General features: G+C 68.0%; 18 protein-coding genes. 10 read left to right on the top strand and 8 right to left on the bottom strand.

Annotated features, from left to right (window positions below; all coding sequences use genetic code 11):
* Window positions 1-66: 66 nt before the first annotated feature.
* On the top strand, window positions 67-1,518 hold the full coding sequence (locus ACZYVJ_RS16645) for a lipase maturation factor family protein (protein ID WP_463832033.1): 1,452 nt from the start codon (window positions 67-69) through the stop codon (window positions 1,516-1,518).
* Between the two features lie 15 nt (window positions 1,519-1,533).
* Here the strand turns inward: ACZYVJ_RS16645 and ACZYVJ_RS16640 are convergent, their stop codons facing one another.
* The 3 genes from ACZYVJ_RS16640 to ACZYVJ_RS16630 all read right to left on the bottom strand — a co-directional run bounded on the left by ACZYVJ_RS16640 (window position 1,534) and on the right by ACZYVJ_RS16630 (window position 5,631).
* A complete protein-coding gene (locus ACZYVJ_RS16640; RefSeq protein WP_463832032.1) occupies window positions 1,534-2,688 on the bottom strand; it encodes an NAD-dependent formate dehydrogenase in 1,155 nt (384 codons plus the stop codon).
* A 103-nt stretch (window positions 2,689-2,791) separates the two neighbouring features.
* Window positions 2,792-3,703: a LysR family transcriptional regulator gene (locus ACZYVJ_RS16635; protein WP_463833025.1), complete on the bottom strand. Its 912-nt coding sequence runs from the start codon at window positions 3,701-3,703 to the stop codon at window positions 2,792-2,794.
* 281 nt (window positions 3,704-3,984) lie between these two features.
* Window positions 3,985-5,631: an acetolactate synthase large subunit gene (locus ACZYVJ_RS16630; RefSeq protein WP_463832031.1), complete on the bottom strand. Its 1,647-nt coding sequence runs from the start codon at window positions 5,629-5,631 to the stop codon at window positions 3,985-3,987.
* 91 nt (window positions 5,632-5,722) lie between these two features.
* On the opposite strand from ACZYVJ_RS16630, the gene ACZYVJ_RS16625 reads away from it, so the two are divergent.
* A complete protein-coding gene (locus tag ACZYVJ_RS16625; protein ID WP_463832030.1) occupies window positions 5,723-7,141 on the top strand; it encodes an NADP-dependent succinic semialdehyde dehydrogenase in 1,419 nt (472 codons plus the stop codon).
* Window positions 7,142-7,148: 7 nt separating this feature from the next.
* On the opposite strand, the gene ACZYVJ_RS16620 is transcribed toward ACZYVJ_RS16625, so the two are convergent.
* Entirely contained in the window at window positions 7,149-8,090 is a 942-nt protein-coding gene (locus ACZYVJ_RS16620; RefSeq protein WP_463832029.1) for a R2-like ligand-binding oxidase, read from the bottom strand.
* A complete protein-coding gene (locus tag ACZYVJ_RS16615) occupies window positions 8,087-8,782 on the bottom strand; it encodes a TetR/AcrR family transcriptional regulator (RefSeq protein WP_463832028.1) in 696 nt (231 codons plus the stop codon). Before ACZYVJ_RS16615 ends, ACZYVJ_RS16620 begins: the two co-directional genes overlap by 4 nt.
* Window positions 8,783-9,011: 229 nt before the next feature.
* On the opposite strand from ACZYVJ_RS16615, the gene ACZYVJ_RS16610 reads away from it, so the two are divergent.
* The gene (locus ACZYVJ_RS16610; RefSeq protein WP_463833023.1) at window positions 9,012-9,923 is read left to right on the top strand and encodes a DUF5996 family protein; all 912 of its coding nucleotides are present in this window, start codon (window positions 9,012-9,014) and stop codon (window positions 9,921-9,923) included.
* A 130-nt stretch (window positions 9,924-10,053) separates the two neighbouring features.
* Here the strand turns inward: ACZYVJ_RS16610 and ACZYVJ_RS16605 are convergent, their stop codons facing one another.
* Window positions 10,054-11,751, bottom strand: coding sequence for an acyl-CoA dehydrogenase family protein (locus ACZYVJ_RS16605; RefSeq protein WP_463832027.1), 1,698 nt, complete (start codon window positions 11,749-11,751; stop codon window positions 10,054-10,056).
* Between the two features lie 124 nt (window positions 11,752-11,875).
* On the opposite strand from ACZYVJ_RS16605, the gene ACZYVJ_RS16600 reads away from it, so the two are divergent.
* From ACZYVJ_RS16600 to ACZYVJ_RS16590, 3 genes are all read left to right on the top strand, one after another.
* A complete protein-coding gene (locus tag ACZYVJ_RS16600; protein ID WP_463832026.1) occupies window positions 11,876-12,856 on the top strand; it encodes a phosphotriesterase family protein in 981 nt (326 codons plus the stop codon).
* Window positions 12,849-14,321, top strand: coding sequence for an AMP-binding protein (locus ACZYVJ_RS16595; protein WP_463832025.1), 1,473 nt, complete (start codon window positions 12,849-12,851; stop codon window positions 14,319-14,321). Before ACZYVJ_RS16600 ends, ACZYVJ_RS16595 begins: the two co-directional genes overlap by 8 nt.
* 237 nt (window positions 14,322-14,558) lie before the next feature.
* Entirely contained in the window at window positions 14,559-15,581 is a 1,023-nt protein-coding gene (locus ACZYVJ_RS16590; RefSeq protein WP_463832024.1) for a methyltransferase, read from the top strand.
* A 65-nt stretch (window positions 15,582-15,646) separates the two neighbouring features.
* Here the strand turns inward: ACZYVJ_RS16590 and ACZYVJ_RS16585 are convergent, their stop codons facing one another.
* Window positions 15,647-16,819, bottom strand: a complete 1,173-nt coding sequence (locus ACZYVJ_RS16585; protein ID WP_463832023.1) for an acyltransferase family protein — start codon at window positions 16,817-16,819, stop codon at window positions 15,647-15,649.
* Between the two features lie 176 nt (window positions 16,820-16,995).
* On the opposite strand from ACZYVJ_RS16585, the gene pgfA reads away from it, so the two are divergent.
* On the top strand, window positions 16,996-18,282 hold the full coding sequence (pgfA, locus tag ACZYVJ_RS16580; RefSeq protein ID WP_463832022.1) for a cell envelope lipid trafficking protein PgfA: 1,287 nt from the start codon (window positions 16,996-16,998) through the stop codon (window positions 18,280-18,282).
* Window positions 18,283-18,303: 21 nt separating this feature from the next.
* Window positions 18,304-20,040, top strand: coding sequence for an MmpA family trehalose lipid delivery protein (locus tag ACZYVJ_RS16575; protein WP_463832021.1), 1,737 nt, complete (start codon window positions 18,304-18,306; stop codon window positions 20,038-20,040).
* Here ACZYVJ_RS16575 and ACZYVJ_RS16570 read toward each other — a convergent pair.
* On the bottom strand, window positions 20,020-21,186 hold the full coding sequence (locus ACZYVJ_RS16570; RefSeq protein ID WP_463832020.1) for a glycosyltransferase family 4 protein: 1,167 nt from the start codon (window positions 21,184-21,186) through the stop codon (window positions 20,020-20,022). The two genes, ACZYVJ_RS16575 and ACZYVJ_RS16570, sit on opposite strands and share 21 nt — an antisense overlap.
* A 65-nt stretch (window positions 21,187-21,251) precedes the next feature.
* Here ACZYVJ_RS16570 and ACZYVJ_RS16565 point away from each other — a divergent pair, with 65 nt between their 5' ends.
* Window positions 21,252-22,019 (top strand): class I SAM-dependent methyltransferase, encoded by a 768-nt coding sequence (locus tag ACZYVJ_RS16565; RefSeq protein WP_463832019.1) that lies wholly within the window; start codon window positions 21,252-21,254, stop codon window positions 22,017-22,019.
* A 44-nt stretch (window positions 22,020-22,063) separates the two neighbouring features.
* Window positions 22,064-23,533, top strand: a complete 1,470-nt coding sequence (locus ACZYVJ_RS16560; protein WP_463832018.1) for an aldehyde dehydrogenase — start codon at window positions 22,064-22,066, stop codon at window positions 23,531-23,533.
* Window positions 23,534-23,642 lie beyond the last annotated feature (109 nt).

Below are 23,642 nucleotides of genomic sequence, written 5' to 3'. Positions count from 1 at the left end.
GTTTACCGGCTGATTGACTGGATACGCGGGTTGGCGTAACCGTTCACCAACCGAGGAGTCAGCGCCATGGACTGGTTTTCCGCACCCGAATATTGGGTGGGCAGACTGGTGCTCGAGCGCGGCGCCGCGGCGATTTACCTGCTCGGCTTCGTCGCCGCCGCACTCCAGTTCCGCGCGCTCATCGGCGAGCGCGGCATCCTGCCCATCCCGCAGTTCTTGGCGAGGCAATCTTTTTGGCGTACGCCGAGCCTTTTCCACCTGCGTTATTCCGATCGGCTGTTTGCGGCCGTCTCCTGGTTCGGTGCGGCGCTGTCGGCGGCGATCGTCGCCGGGGTCGCCGACGCGGTGCCGTTGTGGGCCGCGATGGCGATGTGGCTGGTGCTGTGGATGCTCTACCTGTCGATCGTCAACGTAGGGCAGACCTGGTACTCGTTCGGCTGGGAGTCGCTGCTGCTCGAGACCGGGTTCCTGATGATCTTCCTGGGCAATCACGACGTGGCGCCGCCGCTGCTGACGCTCTGGATGGTTCGCCTGCTGTTGTTCCGGGTCGAGTTCGGCGCGGGACTCATCAAGATGCGCGGCGACCCGTGCTGGCGCGATCTGACGTGTTTGTACTACCACCATGAGACGCAACCCATGCCGGGGCCGTTGAGCTGGTTCTTCCATCATCTGCCCAAACCACTGCACCGGATTGAGGTGGCCGGCAACCATTTCGCGCAGCTGATCGTGCCGTTCGGATTGTTCGCGCCGCAGCCGGTGGCCAGCGTGGCCGCGGCGATCATCGTCGTCACCCAGTTGTGGCTGGTCGCCTCGGGCAATTTCGCGTGGCTGAACTGGGTGACTATCGTGTTGGCGTTCAGCGCCATCGATGACGCGTCGTTCGCGGCGCTCCTGCCCAAGGGCCTCGTCCCGGCGCATGCGGGTCTGGCGGTGACACCGCTGTGGTTCGTCGGTCTGGTGGCCGCCGTCACGGCCGCGGTGCTGTTCATGAGCTACTGGCCGCTGGCGAACATGTTGTCTTCTCGGCAGCGAATGAACATGTCGTTCAACTCATTTCATTTGGTGAATACTTACGGCGCGTTCGGCAGCATCGGGCGGATCCGGCGGGAGGTGGTGATCGAAGGCACCGACGAGGCCGTCATCACCGGCCAAACCGTCTGGAAGGAATACGAATTCAAGGGCAAGCCGGGGGTGCCGAAACGACTGCCGCGACAGTGGGCGCCCTATCATCTGCGCCTCGACTGGCTGATGTGGTTCGCCGCGATCTCGCCGGGTTACGCGCAGCCGTGGCTGAGGCCGTTCTTGCAGCGGCTGCTGGAAAACGACCGGCCAACGCTGCGTTTATTGCGCCACAACCCGTTTCCCGATTCGCCGCCTCGCTATGTGCGGGCACAGCTCTACCAGTACCGCTTCACCACCCCGGCCGAGCTGCGCCGCGATCGGGTGTGGTGGCATCGCGCCCTGATCGGCGGTTACGTGCCACCTATGGCCCTGTCGACGGCGACCAGCGCCAATTGAGTTCGGCCGGGCGGCCTACTTCTGGTAGGACAGCGCCCCGGTGCCCGCGAGCTTGCCGCCCTCGACGATCAGGTACTCGGGGCGGATGGGCTTGCCGGCGAACCAGCTCTCCAGGATTTCCCGGGTGCCGGCCGCATAGCGCGCCTGGGCGGACAGCGTGGTGCCCGAAACATGCGGTGTCATAGCGTTATTCGGCATCGTCCGCCAGGGATGGTCGGGCGGCGGCGGCTGCGGATACCATACGTCTCCGGCGTACCCCGCGAGCTGACCCGACTTCAGGGCGGCCGCGATCGCCTCGGGGACGGTCTCCTCGGCGCGAGCGGTGTTGACGATGTAAGAGCCCCGGCGCATGGTCGCGATCAGCTGCTCGTTGAACATCCGGCGGGTGTCGTCGTACAGCGGCGAGTGGATGGACACCACGTCGACCGCCCGCACCAGCGACTCGACCGTGGGGTGGAACGTGACGTTGAGTTGCTTCTCGGCGTCCGGTGCCAGCCGGCGGGTGTCGGTGTAGTGCAGGTTGACGTCGAACGGCGCCAGCCGGCGCAGCACGGCACGCCCGATCCGGCCGGCCGCGATCAACCCGACGTCCATCCCCTCCAGGTCGTAGGCGCGCCCTGCGCAATCGGCGATGTTCCAGCCGCCTTCTGCCGCCCACCGGTGCGACGGCACGAAATTGCGCACCAACGCCAGGATCTGCATCACCGTGTGCTCGGCGACGCTGATGCTGTTGCTGTATGTCACCTCGGCCACGGTGATCCCGCGCTGCTGCGCCGCCTCCAGATCCACGTGATCCGAGCCGATGCCGGCGGTCAGCACCAGCTTGAGCTTGGGCGCTCGGGCGATGCGTTCTCCGGTCAGATAGGCGGGCCAAAACGGCTGCGAGATCACGATTTCCGCGTCGGCCAGCTCACGCTCGAATTCCGAGTCGGGGCCGTCCTTGTCCGACGTCACCACCAATTCGTGGCCTGCGCTTTCGAAGAACCGGCGCAGCCCCAGGGCACCCGAAACGCAACCGAGCAGCTCGCCTGGGGTGAAGTCGATCGTCGACGGGGTCGGCACGGTGCTGCCGTCGGGGTATCCCCGGATGGTCGGGATGCCGTCCCGCGCGTAGCTCGGCGGGTACCCGTCGACGGGATCGGGATAGAGCACCATCACACATTTGGCCATCGAATTCTCCTTAAGCCGGCGGTCACGCCCAGTCTCGGAGCAGCCCGCCGCGGTGTCCAAGACACGATTCCGACCGGGTGATAGGCGGCGCCGATCAGCCCCGCTAGGACGGCTCGCTGAGCGTCGTGCCGATGCGGGCCTCGCGCGCGGTCCGTCGCAACGCGCGCGCCAGCAGCGAGCCCGGCTCCGCCCGGTTGGTCACCAGCGCGATCAACGCGGTAACCGACGGGCGTCGCAGCCGCAGCACGCTCACCCCGGCCGGCACGCCCAGCGTGTGGATCCACGGTTGCGGCACGATGCTCGCCCACCGGCCGGTTCGAACGTGCGCGAACAGCGCGGCCACGGAATCGGTTTCCAGCTGCGGTGTGACCTGCAGACCGTGGGTGGCCAGCGCGTCGTCGATGACCCGGCGGCCCCGCATGCCGTGTGTCAGCAGGCACAGTGGCAACCGCACGGTGTCCGACCACGCCATCGTTTTCGCCGCGCTGCCAAGCAGTTCGGCCGTCGCAATGAGCACCGGCTGCTCGTGATACAGCGGGGTGACCAGGAGATCCGCCGTGTCCTGTTGGTCCGGATACAGGATGCCCGCGTCCAATTCGAACTTGCGGACCCGCTCGACTATCCCGGCCGAGCGCAGGTTGACCTCCAGCTGAACGCGCACCAAGGGATGTGCCGCGCAGAACGGATCCGTAAGCAGCGCAACGGTTGTCGATGCGGCTGGTACCACGCCGAGCCGCAGTTCGCCGGTCAGGCCGGCTTGCAGGGCGGTGACCTCCTGTTTGAGGGCGTCGCGGTCGGCCAGGATGCGCCGCGCCCACGGAACCAGCCGCTCGCCCTCCGGGGTGAGGCCCTCGAACTTCTGACCGCGCCGCACCAGCGGGACGTTGAGTTCGGATTCGAGCTTGCGGATGGCTTCCGAAAGCGCGGGCTGCGACACGTAACAGGTGCTCGCGGCGCGCGCGAAGTGCCGCTCTTGGGCGAGCGCGACGAAATACTCCAGCTGGCGGAACAGCATGTGCCATTCGACCACGCCCCGGCGAAGCGTTCCATCGCAGGTGGGCCCTCCCGCCGACCGGAGCGCCGACCAGCCCGATGGCGGGAAAGTTTGCCGGATCGCGGTGAACGGCGACCTGTGATACCCCATCATGAACGCTTGACGCCTGGGTGAGCTCGACGGAAGGGGTTCGGCCGACCACACGTATCTCATCCCGGCCTGCGGGCACCCCGGGGGTATGCCTACACCGACCAGATACAGATCAAGCAGTCGTCCTGACCCGGACCCCCGGTCGCCGATCTCTACAGCGTTTCGTCCAGCTCGCCGAGGCGGTCGGTCAACCGCAGATTCTCGGAATAGTCGACCGGGCAACTGATCAGCGAGACGCCGTCGTCGTCGAGCGCGGTCCGCAGCGTCGGCAGCAGCTCCTCGGCGCTGTTGATGCGATATCCCTTGGCGCCGAAGCTTTCCGCGTACTTCACCACGTCGGGGTTGTTGAATTTCACGTAGTAGTGCGCCCCGAGCTCGAGGTCCATCTTCCATTCGATGAGGCCGTAACCGCCGTCCTCCCAGATCAGCACCACCAGCGGGATGCGCTCGCGCACGGCGGTCTCGATCTCCTGCGAGTTCATCAGGAACGCACCGTCGCCGACGACCGCCAGCACCTTGGCCTCCGGCTGCGCCAGCTTGACGCCCAGCGCCCCCGGTAGGGCAAAACTCATGGTGGACAACCCGTTTGAAATCAGACAGGTGTTCCGCTCGTATGTCGGGTAGAGCCGGGCCATCCACATCTTGGTGGCGCCGGTGTCGACCAGGACGATGTCGCTGCGGCCCAGGGCCGCGCGGGTGTCGGCGACCACCCGCGCGGGCGCCAGCGGATAGCGCGAATCCTGTTGGCCCCGTTCGAATTCCTCGGACAGCAGGCCCGAGCCGGGTACCTCGGCGGCGTGGGCGAAGGTGTGTCCGGACAGCGCGTCGGTGAGGGCGTTCAGCGAATCGCTGATGTCGCCGATGATCCCCACGTCCACCGAGTAATGCGCGTCGACCTCGGCCGGGAACCGGTGGATGTGGATGATCTTCTTGTCCGCCTGCGGGTTGATCCGCACCGGGTCGAATTCCTGCAACTCGTAGCCGACGGCGATGACGGCGTCGGCGTTGTCGAACCCGAAGTTGACGTAGTCGTGCCGCATGAAGCCCAGCGTGCCGATGCTGTTGGGGTGGTCGTCGGGCATGACGCCCTTGCCGTGGAACGTGTTGGCCACCTGGATGCCGAATTCCTCGGAGAAGCGCACCAGGGCTTTGGTGGCGTCGGCGCGCGCGGCGCCGTGCCCGGCCAGCACCACCGGGCGCTTGGCGTTGCGCAGCACGTCGACGGCGCGGGCCACCTGGCGTGGCGCCGGGGCGTCGGCGCGTACGACGTTGCGGGGCAACGGTCTCAGGTCGTAGTCGGTCTCGTCGGCGTCGATGTGCTCGGGCACCGCAAGGTAGATCGCGGCCGGGCGTTCGGCCTCGGAGACTTTGAACGCCTTGCGGACCATCTCGGGGATGGCGCGCGCGGTCGGGATGCCGGCCGACCACCGGGTGATGGGGGCGAACATCGAGACGAGGTCGACGTACTGGTGTGACTCCTTGAACTCCCGGTCGTGACCCACCTGCGCGGAGATGGCGACCAGTGGGGTGCTGTTGGTGGTGGCGTCGGCCACCCCGAGCTGCATGTTGATCGCGCCGGGCCCCAGCGTGGCCGAGACAACCGCCGCCCGCCCGGTGACCCTGCCGTACATCTCGGCCATGAACGAGGCGGCCTGCTCGTGCCGGGTCAGCACGTAGCGGATGGTCGAGGACGCCAGCGCCTGCACGAACCGGATGTTCTCCTCGCCGGGCACCCCGAACACGACGGAGACACCCTCGTTTTCCAGGCACTTGACGATCAGCTCAGCGGCTTTGCTCATCCGACACCTCCCTTAGGGGAACGATAGTGGCAGGCTAGGTGTTGGACTTTTCAGCCACTACGCACCACGAACCCGATGAAGGAGGGCCGACGTGCCCATCGCCACCATTAACCCGGCTACCGGCGAGACAGTGAAGACCTTCACCCCGGCCACCGACCAGGAAGTCGACGCCGCGATTGCCCGTGCCTACGAACGCTTCCTCGACTACCGCCACAACACCACGTTTGCCCAGCGCGCCCAGTGGGCAAACGCGACCGCCGACCTGCTGGAGGCGGAGGCCGACGACGTCGCCGCCATGATGACGCTGGAGATGGGCAAGACGCTGAAGTCGGCCAAGGCGGAAGCGCTCAAGTGCGCCAAGGGGTTTCGTTACTACGCCGAACACGCCGAGCAGCTGCTGGCCGACGAGCCGGCCGACGCCAAGGCGGTGGGCGCGAAGAAGGCCTACACCCGCTTTCAACCGCTCGGGGTGGTGCTGGCCGTGATGCCGTGGAACTTCCCACTCTGGCAGGCCGTGCGGTTCGCCGCACCGGCGCTGATGGCCGGCAACGTCGGGATCCTCAAGCACGCATCGAACGTTCCGCAGAGCGCGCTCTACCTGGCCGACGTCATCACCCGCGGCGGCTTCCCCGAGGGGTGTTTCCAAACCCTGCTCGTCTCCTCCAGCGCGGTCGAGCGCATCCTGCGCGATCCCCGGGTCGCGGCGGCCACCCTGACCGGCAGCGAACCGGCCGGCCAATCGGTGGCGGCAATCGCCGGTGACGAGATCAAGCCGACCGTGCTCGAGCTCGGCGGCAGCGACCCGTTCATCGTGATGCCCTCGGCGGACCTGGACGAGGCCGCCAAGACCGCCGTCACCGCCCGGGTGCAGAACAACGGCCAGTCCTGCATCGCCGCAAAGCGGTTCATCGTGCACACCGACATCTACGACGCGTTCGTCGACAAGTTCACCAAGCAGATGGAGGCGCTGACCGTCGGCGACCCGACCGACCCGGACACCGACGTGGGCCCGCTGGCCACCGAGTCGGGCCGCGACGAGATCGCCAAGCAGGTCGACGACGCCGCCGCGGCGGGCGCCACGATCCGGCTGGGCGGCAAGCCCATCGACCGGCCGGGGTGGTACTACCCGCCGACGGTGGTCACCGACATCACCAAGGACATGGCCCTGTACACCGAGGAGGTGTTCGGACCGGTCGCGTCGATGTACCGGGCCGCCGACATCGACGAGGCCATCGAGATCGCCAACGCCACCACGTTCGGCCTGGGTTCCAACGCCTGGACCAATGACGAGGCCGAGCAGCAGCGCTTCATCGACGACATCGAGGCCGGGCAGGTCTTCATCAACGGGATGACGGTGTCCTATCCCGAACTGGGGTTCGGTGGCGTCAAGCGGTCCGGGTACGGACGCGAGCTCGCGGGCCTGGGCATCCGCGCATTCGTCAACGCCAAGACCGTGTGGGTCGGGGAAACCGAGGGCGGTTCCTCGGCCGGCGACAACAAGGTCGAGTGATCGCCGGCTAGGCGGAGACCCCCGCCAGCGCCCGCTCGTCCTCTTCGGCGAAGGTGTCCTCGAGCTGCACGGGCGAGTAGTCGAGGTCGATCTCGCCGAGCGGTCGCCCTCGGGCACTGGAGATGGTGCCGAAGCGCCGCATCCCCTTGTCGGACGCGTACTGCATGAACTCGTCCACCGACAGGCCGAACGGCATCGGATCGTAAAGGGCGAAGCCTTCCTCGATCAGGCGCAGGCCGAGCGGCATCAGTTCGTTCATCCGCGTTTCGAAGACGCCCCAGTTGGCGTCGTCGGCGGCGACGTGGCGGCGGCAGGTGAAGGTGCCCCACGCCATGTGCCGTCGCTCGTCGTCGCCGATGCGCCGCACCAGCTCCTGCATGCCGGGCAGGATGCCGCGTTCCACGCAGATCTTGTGCCAGCCGAAGTAACCGGTCAGCGCCAGCATGCCCTCGACCATGTGGTTGTAAGTCACCGACGCCCGCACCTGGGCGGCCGGCGAGGGGTCGACCATCAGCGCGTTCAGGCAGTCCGGCAACTCCTCGTAGAAGATCGTGCGGTAGGTCGGGACGTCGTCGAGGTAGTAGTGCAGGTCCTCGGTGATGCCGACGGCATCGAGCCACATGCGGAACACCTGGACGTGCTTGGCCTCCTCGAAAGCGAACTGCGTCAGATACATCTCGTCGCCGAGCCGGCCTTCGGCCCGCATCGCGGCCATGAACGGCTGGATGTCCTGGGTCACGGACTCCTCGCCGGCGATGAACTCGGCGCACAGCCGGGTGGCGTAGCTGCGTTCGTCGTCGGTGAGCCGTTCCCAGTCGTCGCGGTCGCGGGAGAAGTCGATGTCGGCCGGATTCCAGAATTTCGCGTTGCCGCCCGCAAACAGCTTGAGCGGCAAGCTGTCCCAGTTCAGGCCGCCCTCGGCCATCGAGGCGATTCGGGTGCGATTCATGTGACCTCCTCAGATCGTTTGGGGACTGAGCTGATTGGCGGGGCTTTCGGGGCAGCCGCGAACGCGGCCGCCAGCACCGCGACGAGCCTGCGCACGGCCAGCGCCGGCTGTTCCGGGGTGGGCTCGTCCAGCCCCAGAATCGGATCCAGGCCGCGCATGTAGGGCGCCAGTGCCAGGTGCGGGAAGATCAGCAGCAGCAACGACAACAGCGCGTCGGTGTCGGAATCCGCGCGCAGGTCGCCGCGGACGTGCGCGTCGCGCACCAGCGGGCGCATCACTTCCAGGTAGTGACGGTGGATGACGTGCTGCACGCTGACGCGGGCCTCGGTGTCGACTTCCAGGGTCGCCGCGGCGTGCAGCGCGCGTTCGTGCGGATGGTCCGCGAAGTAGGCCACCCACGCGTCGAGCCAGTCGGTGAGGAAGTCGAAGAAGGGCCGGCTTGGATCGAGCTCGCGGATACGGTCCTCCATGTAGGCACGCACCCGCTGGCTGCCGATGTCGGCGATGAACGCGTAGAGGTCACGCTTGTCCGCGAAGTACTGGAACAGGCTGCCCTTGGCGACCCCGGCGCGCCGCGCGATCACGTTCAGGCTGCCCCGGGAGAACCCGTGGGCCCCGAACTCCGCCTCCGCGGCCTCGATGATCGCGGCTCGACGAGCGGGATCGACGCGCGCCCAGGTGACCGTTGGCAACTGCCCCTCCTATGGTGAATGACCACTGGTCATCCTACTGTGAGCCACGCCACAGTCAAGGGCGCATCGGTCGGCGCCGCCGGTGCTGGGCGGGCAGACGGAATGCCGGGCGAGAAACCTGGCAAGCGAGCACTATCGGTGATACCGACCCGGTGAAAGCCGGACGCCGACCAGAGCCGAGGAGTTGATCGTGACGACGCACCACAACGACAGCATCGCGTGGCCCAGCCTGCGGGTAGACGACTGGGCTCCCACGAGGCAGACACTGCACATGTGGGCTCAGATTGTCGGCAAGGTCCGGCTGGCCCATTCGCCGTTGGTCAACCACTGGTGGCAGGTCACCTCGTATGTGACCCCGCGCGGTTTGACGACGTCGGCGATCCCGTATGGGACAGCGGTCTTCGATATGGAGTTCGATTTCATCGACCACGTGCTGATGATCCGCAGTAGCACCGGTGCGACCCGCGGTGTGCGCCTGGAACCGAAATCGGTGGCCGAGTTCTACTCGCAGACGATGCGGGCACTCGACGAGCTGGGTTTCTCAACCCGTATCCAAGCGCACCCCAACGAGGTAGATCCGGCCCTGCCGTTCGCCGAAGATGTCGAACATGCGTCATACGACCCTGATGCGGCAAACCTGTTCTGGCGCCAGCTGCTTGCAGCGAACCGCGTGCTCGGCCAGTTTCGGTCCCGGTTCATGGGTAAGGTAAGCCCCGTCCATTTCTTCTGGGGTGCAATGGATCTCGCGTGCACCAGATTTTCCGGGCGCGGTGCGCCCCGCCACCCGGGCGGCGCACCCAATTGCGGAGACTGGGTGATGATCGAGGGCTACTCGCGAGAACTGAGCAGCTGCGGATTCTTTCCCGGCGGGGGTGACGAGGGCGCTTTCTACGCCTACGCCTATCCCGAACCCGACGGCTTCGCCGACCACCCGGTAGGTCCCGAGGAGGCGGGCTACGACAAGGATCTCGGTGAATACCTGTTGCCGTACGAGGCGGTGCGGAAGGCAGCCGACCCCGACCAGACGCTCCTCGGATTCTTACAAGACACCTACGAAGCGGCCGCGGTGCATGCCGGCTGGGACCGCGCCGCGCTCGAGGACGACCCCGATCGCTGGAAGGCCTATCAAACTCGCGCATGAGCGCGTCTGGTGCCGAATACCGGCGCAGACGCAGGTGCCGGAAGCGCTTCTTGCCGAGCGTGAAAGTAACTTCTCGCTCGCGGCCCAACGTGAAACTAACTTCACGTTCGGCGCCGCGATGCGCCGAGCGCTAGGGCCGCATCTGATAGGCGCCGCTGAGCGGCAGCACGTGGTCCTTCCAAATCTGGTCATAGCGCGCGGGGTCGTGGGCGGGCCGGCGGATCATCCGCAGCGCGAAGCGGGCCTGTTCGTCCGTCGTCGCCGGCTTGTCTGACAGCTCCACGGCGTAGGCGTTGAAGTCGCGGACCAGCACGGCGAAGATCTCGTCGAGCAATCCCTCGTCCACGCCCGAGAGCCCGGCCTCCTCCAGGATGAGCTGGGCGTACGGCACGGTGGCGAACAACTGCCCGACGGCGAAGGCGAAGTCGATGTCCTTCTGCTGCGCCGCATCCGGGGTGGCGCCGGCCAGCATGTCGGCGAGCACGTCGATCTGCGAGCGCAGCAGGGCGACGTTGGGCAGGTGCCCGAAGCTGTCGAACGGCGCGCGCCAGTCGTGGAAACGCACCTTGCCCAGGCCGCCGGTCGGCCCCTGTGCGAACAGGAAGGCGTCGTCGGCCGCGTCGTCGCGGCGGCCGATCAACGGCAGGGCGCTGTTGGGGGCGAACAGGAAGTTGGGCATGAACTTGCCCAGCAGCCCGATGTTGATGTGGACGGTGCCCTCCAGCCTTGGCAGCAGGCCGATTTCGCGGGTCATCGCCTCGAAGATGGTGTCCTTCTCCACGCCCTTGGCGGCGATGACGTCCCACAGCGCGGTGATGACGCGTTCGCCTTCGCTGGTGATCTTCGCCTTGGTGAGCGGGCTGTACAGCAGGTAGCGGCGGTCCTCGGCCGACGCGCTGCGCATGTAGTCGCACGCCCGGGTGGCGACCAGCCGCATCGCGACCAGCCGGGCGTAGGCGTCGGTGAGCAACCGCCGCACGTGGGTGAAGTCGGTGACGACGGTCCCGTACAGGATGCGGTTGGACGCGTGGGTGACCGCCTCGTACATCGCGTGGGTACACATGCCGACCGCGCCCCAGCCCAGGTTGTACTTGCAGACGTTGACGGTGTTGAGCGCGGCGTGGAAGGCCTCGGGGCCGCGGTGCAGGATGTCGGCCTCGGTGACCGGGTAGTCGCGCAGCGCGTAGTTGGCGACAAAGTTCTGCGAGTTCACCACGTTCTTGATCAGCTCGTAGCGCTCGTGCTGCGAGTCGGCGGCGAAGAACACGTACTCGTCGGTGCCGTCGAACTTGCCGAAGGTGGAGACCATCCGGGCCACGTTGGCGTTGCCGATGTAGTACTTCTCCCCGGTGGCGGTCCAGCCCCCGTCTTTCGGCGTCAGGTTCATGTCGGTCTGGTAGACGTCCGCGCCGTACGTCTGCTCCGACAGCCCGAAGGCGAACACCTCGCCGGCCTCGAGCAGCGCGCCGGCCTTGCGCTTGGCGTCCTCGTTGGCGCTCATCCAGATCGGGCCCAGGCCCAGGGCGGTGACCTGGAAGGGGTACCAGTAATTGAGCCCGTAGAAGCCGACGATCTCGGCGAACGCACTGATCCGGTAGGTGTCCCAGCGGCAGTCGTCCGCCCCGTAGTCGCTCGGGGTAAGCAGCGAGGCGAAGATGCGCTCGCGGCCGACGTGGTCCAAAAAGTCCGAGTACCACACCCGTTCGTGGTCGTCGGCCTTCAGCCGGGCCTTGCCCCGGGACTCGAAGAAGTCCACCGTCGCGGCCATGATCTCCCCCGAGCGGCGGTCTGGGTACTGGCGTTGCAGGTGGTTGGGATTGAGCAACATGACGTGACTCCCAGCGGGTTCTCGACGAAGACGAGGGTGACGGTACTGCAATCGCGCGGCCGTCGGGGCGACCGGAACAAAACGGCCCTGTTGGTCGGCTGCCCGCCGCCCTAGCATCAGTGGCGTGTCAGAACTCAATACCGCTCGCGGGCCCATCGATACCGCCGCACTGGGCGTAACCCTCATGCATGAGCACGTGTTCATCATGACCACCGAGATCGCCGAGAACTATCCCGAAGCGTGGGGCGACGAAGATCGGCGCGTCGCCGACGCCATCACGCGGCTCAACGAACTGAAGGCCCGCGGCGTGGACACCATCGTCGACCTCACCGTGATCGGCCTGGGCCGCTACATCCCCCGGATCGCCCGGGTCGCGGCCGAGACCGAGCTGAATATCGTTGTGGCGACTGGGCTTTACACCTACAACGACGTGCCGATGTACTTCCACTACCTCGGCCCGGGCGGCGAGCTCGGCGGCCCGGAGATCATGACCGACATGTTCGTCCGCGACATCGAGCAAGGCATCGCCGACACCGGCATCAAGGCCGGGATCCTCAAGTGTGCGACTGACACACCCGGCGTCACCCCCGGCGTCGAGCGGGTGCTGCGCGCGGTCGCCCAGGCGCACAAGCGCACCGGGGTGCCGATCTCCACCCACACCCACGCGGGGCTGCGGCGCGGCCTCGAACAGCAGAAGATTTTCGAGGAGGAGGGTGTCGACCTGAGCCGGGTGATCATCGGGCATTCCGGCGACAGCACCGACATCGGCTACCTCGAGGAGCTCATCGCCGCCGGCTCCTACCTCGGGATGGACCGCTTCGGCATCGACGCGTTCCTGCCCTTCGAGGACCGGGTGAACACCGTTGCGCAGATGTGCGAGCGCGGGCACGCCGACAAGATGGTGCTCTCGCACGACGCCAACTGTTACTTCGACGCGCTGCCCGACGAGCTGGTGTCGCAGGTTATGCCGAACTGGCACTACTTGCACATCCACAACGACGTCATCCCGGCGCTCAAGGAGCGCGGCGTCACCGACGAACAGCTGCACACCATGCTGGTGGACAACCCGCGCCGCATCTTCGAGCGGCAAGGCGCGTATGAGTGAGCCGATCCCGCCGATCGGCACGCAGATTTCGGCGCTGGCCGAACTCGCCCCCGACGAGCCGGCGGTCACCTGCGACGGCATTACCCTCACCCGCGCCCAGCTCGACCGCTCGACTAATCGGCTGGCCCGCGCCTACGCCGAGCGCGGCGTGGGCGTCGGTGACTACGTGACCATGGTGCTGCCCAACTCGGTCGAGTGGATCCAGGCCGCGGTGGCGTGCTGGAAGCTGGGCGCGGTGCCGCAGCCGCTGTCCGCGCGGTTGCCGGACGCCGAGCTGCAGGGCCTGGTGGACCTGCGGCCACCCGCCCTGCTGGTGGGCCGCGAGCATCGTGAAATACCTAGCGTCCCAGCCGGTTTCGAACCCGACCCGGCATTGTCGGACGGCGAGTTGCCGGAGGCGGTGTCGCCGGTGTGGAAGGCGATGGGCTCGGGCGGCAGCACCGGCCGGCCCAAGCTGATCGAATCCGGCGGCGACAGCCGGATACCGTCGGCGATCGGCTATCCGCTGGGCGCCCAGGAGGGCGACACCACCCTGGTACCGGTGCCGCTGAGCCACAACACCGGCTTCACCACCGCGACCATCGCGTTGCTGATGCGCCATCACCTGGTGCTGATGAGCCGGTTCGACCCTGAGGGGTTCCTTCGGCTGATCGCCGACCATCGCGTGACGTTCCTGACGACGGTGCCGACGATCATGCAGCGGACGCTGCCGGTCTACCAGGCCGACCCGGACGCCTACGACCTCTCGTCCATTCGGCGGTTCTGGCACCTGGGGGCGCCCTGCCCGCCAGCCATCAAGCAGGCCTGGATCGACCTGCTGGGCGCGGAGAAAGTCTGGGAACTCTACGGCGGCACCGAATTACAGGCGCTGACGTTCATCTCCGGGGACCAGTGGCTGACGCACCGCGGGTCGGTCGGCGTGGTGGTCGCCGGGGAGATGAAGGCGCTCGACGACGACGGCAAACCCTGCCCGCCCGGAGTGGTCGGCGAGATCTACATGCGGCCGGGCCCGGACAGCGCGCCCACCTACCGGTACGTGGGCGCCACGGCGAAGAGCCGCGACGGCTGGGACTCGCTGGGCGATCTGGGCTATTTCGACGCCGACGGGTTCCTGTATCTCTCGGACCGGCGGGTCGACATGTTCACCGTCGGCGGCCGCAACGTCTACCCCGCCGAGATAGAGAACGCACTCTCCGCGCACCCGGACGTGTTGTCCTGTCTGGTCGTCGGCGTACCCCACGACGACCTCGGCCAGGTGCCGTACGCGCTCGTGCACCCGATCGACGGTTCGGTGCTGGATTCCGTTGGCGTGCAAGAGTTTCTGCGCGACCACGTGGCGGGGTACAAGGTGCCGCACACGGTCGAGTTCGTCGACACCCCGCTGCGCGACGACGCCGGAAAGGCCCGCCGCTCGGCGGTGCGCGAACAGATCCTGGAGCGCCTGGCGGCCGCCGAAGCGAGCTGACCCGCACTGATTCCAGGGCCGCCATGAGCCCGCAGTTGGCGATCAACACACACGACAGTGCATTCAAATCAAGCTTGGGCCGCGCGAAGATGCTCTAGAAGGAATACTTGTTTCTTCGAGTCTGTAATCGCCCCAATGACCAGGTACTGGAGAACGATGCCGTTTAAGTCACCGACATCAGCCCCGAGACTGCCGCCCGCCCGGGTGGCTCGGGCGGTCGAACGAGTCCGTCATCACGTGGGACGGCTATACCAGCGACTGGCACCTCCGCCGATCACGGTCATCGACATGATCTTCGGGGCCTTTCTGTCGCAGGCCATCTCGGCATCCGCGCAACTGGGTATCGCCGACGCGCTGGCTGCGGGCCCGTTGACCAAAGAGGAATTGGCGCGCCGCATCGGGGCCGACCCGGACAGCGTGGCACGGCTGATGCGGTTGCTGATCAGCCGCGGCGTGTTTCGCAGGCGTCGCGACGGTCGTTTCGCACTGAACGCGCTGGCCGACACGTTGCGCACCGACTCGCCGATCTCGACGCATGGGACTGCCCTGTTCTTCGGCTCCCCGCAACACCGAGCGAACTGGACACGGCTGGCCGATGCGGTGCGCACCGGAGAGCCGAACCCCCCAAAAGTGTTCGGAAAGGACCTCTTCGACTACCTCCGGGACGACCCTGAGTTCGCAGGGATCTTCAACAACGCCATGACGTCCACGTCGGCAATATTGGAGGCAGCGGCGGTCGCGGCGTACGACTTCAGCAACTTCGGCGTCATCGCCGATATCGGTGGCGGCCACGGCCGGTTACTGTCGTCCCTTCTCACCGCCGCCCCCAATGCCCGCGGCGTGCTGTTCGACCTCCCAGAGGCAGTCGAGGGAGCGCCGCCGATATTGGCCGCGCACGGTGTCGCCGACCGAGTCACGGTGACGGGCGGGTCGTTCTTCGAAAGCGTGCCGTCGGCTGATGCCTATGTGATGAAGAACGTCATCCACGATTGGCCCGATGACAAAGCCATCGCGATCCTGGGCACCATCAAAGCCGCGGCCCCTGCGGGTGCGAAGCTGCTGCTGCTGGAGATGGTCATCCCCGATCACGACCGCGAATTCCTCGGCCACTACGCCGATATGGAGATGCTGGTGATGGCGGGCGCACTGGAACGCGACCTCAAGCAGTGGACCGACCTACTCCGGCGGGGCGGCTTCCAGCTGCAGCGCGTGGTGCAGACGGCAGGGCCGCTCTGCGTCATCGAAGCCGTGCCCAGCTAGGAGGCGCGCCTCCGACTCGCATCTCCTACCGCGGACGCGCTGGAACAGTGGATGGACCGCACCGGCTAGGGCGCGATCGCGTCCGCCTCGGCGTCTACGCCTGCAGCCGTCTCGCCCGGCCTCTCGCGTTTCTCCCAGCGGCGCAACGCTTCCCGGCACGGCGACTCGACCAGCGCATAGCTGACCGCGGCGATCGCGAAACCGAAGAGCAGCGTCAGCACCAGCACGGTGGGCATGCGGCCGGTGAACGGGAACGTCCCGAGCACCGGGAACACCATGGCCAACGCCGCCAGGTGCCACACGAACAACCCGTAAGACCAGCGTCCCAGGGTCACCATGGCAGTCGTCCCCAGGATGCGGTGCGGGGTGTCCACCCGGTCCAGCACCAGCGGGGCGACCAGCGCGAAGGCCACCAGCGAGCCCATCGCGGTCTTCACCGCGAACTGGGCCGGGGTGCCGGGCACCAAACCTTCGGGACCCGCCAGCGGCGACGCCGCGATCAGGTAGGCGCCCACCGCGACGGCGGCCATCACCAGTCGCCGGCGCGCGAGGCGGTGTGGCAGCCCGATCCCGCTGTGCACCCACTCGGCCAGCAGCATGCCCGCGGCGAACCAGGAGAAGAAAGCCGGCGGCCAGTTCAGGGGGTTGATGCCGGACTCGCCACCCAGCGGCACCCAGCCCCACGCCCAGCTGAGGGCCGCCAAAGCGGCGATCGCGGGCACCCGCGCGGTTACCGGCAGGCGGCGCGCCAGCAGCGCCAGGATCGGCAGCGCCAGGTAGAAGCTGACCTCGACGGACAGGCTCCACATCTGGGTCAGCCCGCCGGTCAGTGTCAGCGGCGCGTAAATCTGGGTGAGTGTCAGGTTGGCCAGCCACACCGTCAGGCTGGCGTGATCGGCATCGGGCAACAGCGTCAGGATCACGACGACGGCGACCACGTAGGCAGGCATGATGCGGACCACCCGCGACCGCAGGTAGTGGCCGGTGCGCGGGCGCGGTCCCAGATCCCTTGCCGCTGCGGCATGTCCGCGCCACAGCAAAAAACCCGACAGCGCGAAGAACACCGCCACGGCGAGGTCGAAGCGGCCGAACAACCTGCCGGTGGCGCCGCTGGAGTGCCCGGTCTGGAACGCGACGTGCGTGATCACCACGCCCATGGCCGCGCAGGCGCGCATGCCTTCCACGGCCGGCAGGAAGCTGCGGACCCCGCCCACCCGCTGGTCATCGCTCACCACCACAGTTTGCCTGTGCTGGGTTCCCCGGCGAATGGGTACACCCGGAAGACAGTGCGCAGCGACAGGTTCGTAAGTCGCTGCCTTAGTTTGTGCTGTTAGGGTCAAACGAGTTTGCCCCGGGCTGCTGCTCGGGTCGGGTCACGGCTGATGAAGCAAGAAATTGAGGAGGGCACAGCGACGTGAACCGAGCAGTCATGTTGCGGTTCGCCGCATGCGGGATTATCGGACTCGGAGCTGCCCTGCTGATCGCCGCGCTGCTTTTGACGACTTACACCACCAGCAGAATCACCAAGGTCCCCCTGAACATCGACGCCACCCTGATCGGTGACGGCACCGGGACCGCGCTGGACTCCACGTCGCTGTCGACCGACCACGTCGTCGTCAACCAGAACGTGCCGCTGGTCTCCCAGCAGCAGATTAGCGTCGAGTCGCCCGCCAACTCCGACGTGGTCACGCTCCAGGTCGGAAGTTCCTTGCGGCGCACGGACAAGCAGAAGGACAGCGGGCTGCTGCTGGCGATCGTCGACACCGTCACGCTCAACCGCAGGACCGCGCTGGCCGTCTCCGACGACACCCACGCCGGTGGCTCGGTCCAGAAGCCGCGTGCCGTCAACGACGAGAACCCGCCCACCGCGATGCCGCTGCGCCACGACGGGCTGTCCTACCGGTTCCCGTTCCACACGGAGAAGAAGACCTACCCGTATTTCGATCCGATTGCGCAGAAGGCGTTCGACGTCAACTACGACACCCAGGAAGACGTCAACGGCCTGACCACGTACAAGTTCACCCAGAACATCGGCTACAACGCCGACGGCAAGCTGGTGGCGCCGGTGGCCTACCCGTCGCTGTTGGCGGGCAACGAGGACGCCAAGCAGACCACGTCGGCATCGATGTGGGGTGTCCAGGGTGGCGATCCGAACGAACAGATCACCATGACCCGCTACTACGCGGCGCAGCGCACGTTCTGGGTGGATCCGGTGTCGGGCACCATCGTCAAGCAGACCGAGCACGCCGCCCACTACTTCGCCCGGGATCCGCTCAAGCCGGAGCTCACGCTGGCCGACTACAAGGTCACCTCGAATGAAGACACCGTCGAGTCCCAGGTCAACGCCGCCCGCGACGAGCGTGATCGGCTGGCGCTGTGGTCGCGGGTGCTGCCGATCACCTTCACCGCGGTCGGCCTGATCGCGCTGATCGGCGGCGGGCTGCTCGCCTCGTTCAGCCTGCGCAGCGAGAGCGCGCTGACCGACCCCGGCCTCGACCGGGGCGACCAGGACTTCTTTGGCCGCAGCGGCCTCGAGGAACCGGTGCCCGGCGCCGAAGCCGAGACCGAGAAGCTGCCCACCCAGCGGCCCGAGGAGCGCCCTGAGTCCGGTCCGCCCGGCTCCGCCCCGCCGAGCCCGGATGAGCCCACGGCGGCGGGGCCGACCGAGTCGCATCCACCCGGCACGCACGACCGGGAATAGCCCGGTCCGGATGCGTTAACCGTGCGCTGGGCCCGATCCGGGTACGCACTGGTCTTGGCGCTGCTGGTGGTCGGGCCGCTCCTGGCGCCCGGATACCTGCTGCTGCGCGACGCGGTGTCGACGCCGCGGTCCTATGTGTCCGACACCGCGCTGGGGCTGACGTCGGCGCCGCGCGCTACCCCCCAGGACTTCGCGGTGGCGCTGGCCTCCCATCTGGTCGACGGCGGCGTGGTGGTGAAGACCCTGCTGGTCCTCGGGTTGTGGCTGGCTGGATGGGGCGCGGCCCGCCTGGTCGCCGTCTCGCTGCCGTGCGCGGGCGCCCCGGGCCAGTTCGTCGCCACCACCGTCGCGATCTGGAATCCCTATGTCGCGGAACGGCTTCTGCAGGGTCATTGGAGCCTGCTGGTCGGCTACGGGTGCCTGCCCTGGGTGGCCGCGGGCATGCTGACGCTGCGGACGGCTCGGGTCTCCAAGGCCGGCCGGTTCGCGTTTTTCGGGCTGGCCTTCTGGATCGCGCTGGCCGGGTTGACCCCGACCGGGCTGTTACTGGCCGCGACGGTGGCGCTGGTCTGCGTCGCGGTGCCGGGCACCGGTACACCGCGCAGGTGGTGCGCCGCGGCCGCGTTGGGCGCCGCGCTGGTGGCGGCCCTGCCGTGGCTGACGGCGTCGGTGATGGGTTCGTCGCTGACCGCCCACACGGCGGCCAACCGGCTGGGGGTCGAGGCGTTCGCGCCTCGCGCCGAGCCCGGGCTGGGCACGCTGGCCAGCCTGGCCAGCCTCGGCGGCATCTGGAACGGCGACGCCGTACCCGGTTCGCGCACCACGCTTTTCGCGGTGTGCTCGGCCGCTGTGCTGCTCGGTGTCGTTGCGGTGGGCCTGCCGACGGTCGCCCGGCGCCCGGTGGTGGTGCCACTTCTGGTGCTGGCGGCCGTGTCCGTGGTCGTCCCGGCGGCGCTGGCAACCGGCCCGGGCGTGGCGCTGTTGAGCGCGGTGGTCGACGCCGTGCCCGGCTTCGGTGTGCTGCGCGACGGGCAGAAGTGGGTGGCGCTGGCGATGCCGGGCTACGCGCTGGCGGGGGCCGGTGCGGCGGTGACGCTGCGCCGGTGGCTACGACTGTCGGGAACCGCGGTCCCGGCGCTGGTCTGCTGCCTGGTGCTGCTGCTGGCGCTGCCCGACCTGGTCTGGGGCGTGTTCGGCAAGGTGGCGCCGGTGCGCTATCCGCGCGGCTGGACCGCCGTCGCCGCGGCGATCAACGAACCGGCCGGAGATCCAGGAACGATTGCGGTGCTGCCCGCCGGCACCATGCGCCTGTTCTCCTGGTCGGGCCCCGCACCGGTGCTGGACCCGCTGCCGCGCTGGGTGCGCGCCGACGTGCTGAGCACCGGTGACTTGGTGATCTCGGGGACCACGATCGCAGGGGAAGGCGCGCACGCCCGAGCGGTGCAGCAGCTCCTGCTGTCCGGGCCCGATCCCGCGGCACTGGCCGCGGCCGGGGTGGGCTGGGTGGTGGTCGAATCCGACAGCGCCGGCGACATGGGGGCGGCCGCACGCACCCTGGGCGCGCTGGACCCGGTCTATCGGGACCACGAGATCGCGCTGTACCGGATCGGCGGGCACACCGCCGGGGTGGCCGCCGGGCGGCGGACGGCGACGATCATCGCGCATCTGGCGTGGCTGGCGGTGCTGATCGGCGGCGGCGCCGGCGCGGTGATCGGTGCGTGGCGACGCCGCGCCCGCTCAGCCCCGCCCGGTGACTAGCCCGCTGACCGTGCGGCCGGCTTGCACCGCTTCAAGCACGGCGCACATCGCGTCGGCGCTTTGCGTCCAGGAGAATTCACCGCTGCGGGTGTGCGCCTTGGCGCCGAGTTGCTCGCGCAGCACCGGATCGGCGAGCACTTCTTCGAGCCGATCCACCAGCTCGGCGTGGCTGTCCACCAGGATCCCGGTCACCTCGTCGACGATCGAGTCCGACAGGCCGCCCGAGGATCGGTAGCCGATGGTCGGCACGCGGTGCTGGGCGGCTTCGACGACGGCCAGCCCCCAGCCCTCCTTGCGCGACGGCATCAGGTGCACCCAGGCCCCTTGCAGGACATGATGTTTGGTCACGTCGTCGACGTGACCGTGAAACGTCACCGCCGAACCGATGCCGAGCCGCTGCACGTGTTCGAAGAGCCGCTCGCGCCACCACCCGTCACCGACGATGTCCAGGTGCAGGCCCGGTGTCCGCGGCAGCAGCCGCGCAACCGCCTCGAGGGCGTCCTCGATCTGTTTGTGCGGTACCAGCCGTGACAGCACCACCACCCGCGGCGCGGCCGAGCGCGGGCCCGACAATGACTGCGCCGGCGCCCGGTCGAGGCCGTTGCGCACCACCGCGATCTGGCCGCCGTCGACGCCCAGGGTCACCAGGTCGCGCGCGGACGGCAGCGACACCGTGACGTACTGGTTGTGCCGGTTCACCCGCGGCGAGAGCGTCGACTCGACGAACCAGCCGAGCCTGCCGAGCACCGGCCCGGCCACCGGCCACTGCTCGCGGTGGCAGTGATGCACCAGAACCACCACCCGGCGGCCGTAGACCAACCGGGCCAGGAAGGGCAGGCCGTTCTGGGTGTCGATGACCACGTCGGGCCGCACTTTTCGCAGCGGCCCGACCCCGAGCCGGGCCGCGGCCATCGCCAACAGCGCGAAGATGTACACCGTGTAGCGGCCCCCGGCCCGAGTGATCCGCACGCCGTCGACAACCTCGCGGCGCGCCGCGCCGGCATAGCGGGCGGTGCGCAGCGTGACGGCGATTCCCGATGCGGCCAGCTGCGCACCGATGCGCTGCAGATAGGCTTCGCTGCCACCGCCCTGCGGGTGCCCGGTATCGCGCCAGCACAGCAGCAGCACGGAGCGCACGGAAGACATCGGTCGTCAGCCTAACCGGCGATGATGTGCACCGGGCAGCGCTACACATCCGTAGGGTGTGGCCGGTGGCGGCCACCGAGATCTTCGCGCGCCGGGCGACGCTGGCCCGCTCGGTGCGGCTGCTATCGGAATTTCGCTACGAGCAGCCGGATCCGGCCCGCTTTTACGGCGCCCTGGCGGCCGACACCGCGGCCATGGTGAGCGACCTGTGGCGGGCCACCCACGGGGAGCCCCTTTCCGGCCGCACGCTGCTCGACGTCGGCGGCGGGCCGGGTTATTTCGCGACGGCCTTCACCGCGGCCGGCGTCCACTATGTCGGGGTCGAACCCGACCCCGGCGAGATGCACGCCGCCGGGCCCACCGTTGCCGACGGGACCGGGACCTTCGTGCGCGCCTCGGGAATGGCGCTGCCGTTCGCGAACGACTCCGTGGACATCTGCCTGTCCTCCAACGTCGCCGAGCACGTGCCGCGACCCTGGCAGCTCGGCGCCGAGATGCTGCGGGTCACCAGGCCGGGCGGGCTGGCCGTGCTGTCCTACACCGTGTGGCTGGGCCCCTTCGGCGGGCACGAGACGGGCCTGACGCACTACCTCGGCGGTGCCCGCGCCGCCGACCGCTATGCGCGCAAACACGGTCACCGCGCGAAGAACGACTACGGGTCGTCGTTGTTCGCCGTGTCGGCCGCAGCGGGCCTGAGCTGGGCCGAGAACACCGGGGCGCTGGTGGCCGTATTTCCCCGCTACCACCCGCGATGGTCGTGGTGGCTGACCCGTGTGCCGATCCTGCGCGAGTTCCTGGTGAGCAATCTGGTGCTGGTCCTGCAACCCCAATAGTGAAACGTGTTCTCGTTTTGCGTCGGCTTGGGTAGGGTGGCGCCATGGGCGACATCAAGACCGAATACGACAAGCTTTTCATCGGCGGCAAGTGGACGGAGCCGTCGACCTCTGAGGTGATCGAGGTGCGCTGTCCGGCCACCGGCGAGTACTTCGGCAAGGCACCGCTGGCGGCGGCCGCGGACGTCGACGCCGCGGTCGCCGCGGCGCGCGCCGCCTTCGACAACGGCCCCTGGCCCACGACGCCGCCGAAAGAACGCGCGGCCGTGATCGCCAATGCGGTCAAGCTGATGGAGGAGCGCAAGGAACTGCTCAGCGCGCTGCTCGCCGGGGAGACCGGCCAGCCGCCGACCACGATCGAGACGATGCACTGGATGGGCTCGATGGGCGCGATGAACTTCTTCGCCGGCCCGGCCGTCGATCAGGTCAAGTGGCGCGAGATCCGCAACGGCTCCTACGGCCAGACCATCGTGCACCGCGAGCCGATCGGCGTGGTCGGTGCGATCGTCGCCTGGAACGTGCCACTGTTCCTGGCGGTCAACAAGCTCGGGCCGGCGCTGCTGGCCGGCTGCACCGTGGTGCTCAAGCCGGCCGCCGAAACCCCCTTGACCACAAACGCTTTGGCGGACATCTTCGCCGAGGCCGGCCTGCCCGAGGGCGTGCTCTCGGTGGTGCCCGGCGGCATCGAGACCGGCCAGGCGCTGACCTCCAACCCGGACGTCGACCTGTTCACGTTCACCGGTAGCTCCGGCGTCGGCAAGGAGATCGGCCGGCGCGCCGCGGAAATGCTCAAGCCGTGCACGCTCGAGCTCGGCGGTAAGTCGGCGGCCATCATCCTCGAGGACGTCGACCTGGCCTCGGCGATCCCGATGCTGGTGTTCTCCGGGATCATGAACACCGGGCAGGCCTGCGTAGGCCAGACCCGCATCCTGGCTCCTCGCTCGCGGTACGACGAAATCGTCAACGCCGTAAGCGAATTCGTGCAGGCTCTGCCGGTCGGACCGCCGTCGGACCCGGCCGCCCAGATCGGCTCGCTGATCTCGGAGAAGCAGCGTGCCCGGGTCGAGGGCTACATCGCCAAGGGCATCGAGGAAGGCGCCCGGTTGGTGTGCGGCGGCGGGCGTCCCGAGGGCCTGGACAACGGATTCTTCGTCCAGCCCACGGTTTTCGCCGATGTCGACAACAAGATGACGATCGCCCAGGAGGAGATCTTCGGGCCGGTGCTGAGCATCATCCCGTTCGACACCGAAGAGGACGCGATCAAGATCGCCAACGACTCCGCCTACGGCCTGGCCGGCAGCGTGTGGACCACCGACATCCCCAGGGGCATCGAGATCTCGGAGAAGATCCGCACCGGCACCTACGCCATCAACTGGTACGCCTTCGACCCGTGCTGCCCGTTCGGCGGCTACAAGAACTCCGGCATCGGCCGCGAGAACGGGCCGGAGGGTGTCGAGCACTTCACGCAGCAGAAGAGCGTGCTGATGCCGATGGGCTACACCGTCGAGAGCTAGCGCTACGCGCGCGCCGAGCGTGCACTCAGGGCGAAATTTCTGCCGATTTTTCGCCGTGAGTGCACGTTCGGCGTTTGACTGGTAGCGGTATGACCGCAGCGGCGGAGGC

It is taken from the genome of Mycobacterium sp. IDUB_3 (assembly GCF_055419585.1).
Note: the sequence above shows the minus strand (reverse complement) of the source record. Positions and strands in the feature narration are given on the sequence as shown.

Coding starts and splice junctions, on each gene's coding strand:
- ACZYVJ_RS16645 (WP_463832033.1), top strand. CDS start 67: ATGGACTGGTTTTCCGCACCCGAATATTGGGTGGGCAGACTGGTGCTC.
- ACZYVJ_RS16640 (WP_463832032.1), bottom strand. CDS start 2,688: ATGGCCAAATGTGTGATGGTGCTCTATCCCGATCCCGTCGACGGGTAC.
- ACZYVJ_RS16635 (WP_463833025.1), bottom strand. CDS start 3,703: ATGCTGTTCCGCCAGCTGGAGTATTTCGTCGCGCTCGCCCAAGAGCGG.
- ACZYVJ_RS16630 (WP_463832031.1), bottom strand. CDS start 5,631: ATGAGCAAAGCCGCTGAGCTGATCGTCAAGTGCCTGGAAAACGAGGGT.
- ACZYVJ_RS16620 (WP_463832029.1), bottom strand. CDS start 8,090: ATGAATCGCACCCGAATCGCCTCGATGGCCGAGGGCGGCCTGAACTGG.
- ACZYVJ_RS16605 (WP_463832027.1), bottom strand. CDS start 11,751: ATGTTGCTCAATCCCAACCACCTGCAACGCCAGTACCCAGACCGCCGC.
- ACZYVJ_RS16595 (WP_463832025.1), top strand. CDS start 12,849: ATGAGTGAGCCGATCCCGCCGATCGGCACGCAGATTTCGGCGCTGGCC.
- ACZYVJ_RS16570 (WP_463832020.1), bottom strand. CDS start 21,186: ATGTCTTCCGTGCGCTCCGTGCTGCTGCTGTGCTGGCGCGATACCGGG.
- ACZYVJ_RS16560 (WP_463832018.1), top strand. CDS start 22,064: ATGGGCGACATCAAGACCGAATACGACAAGCTTTTCATCGGCGGCAAG.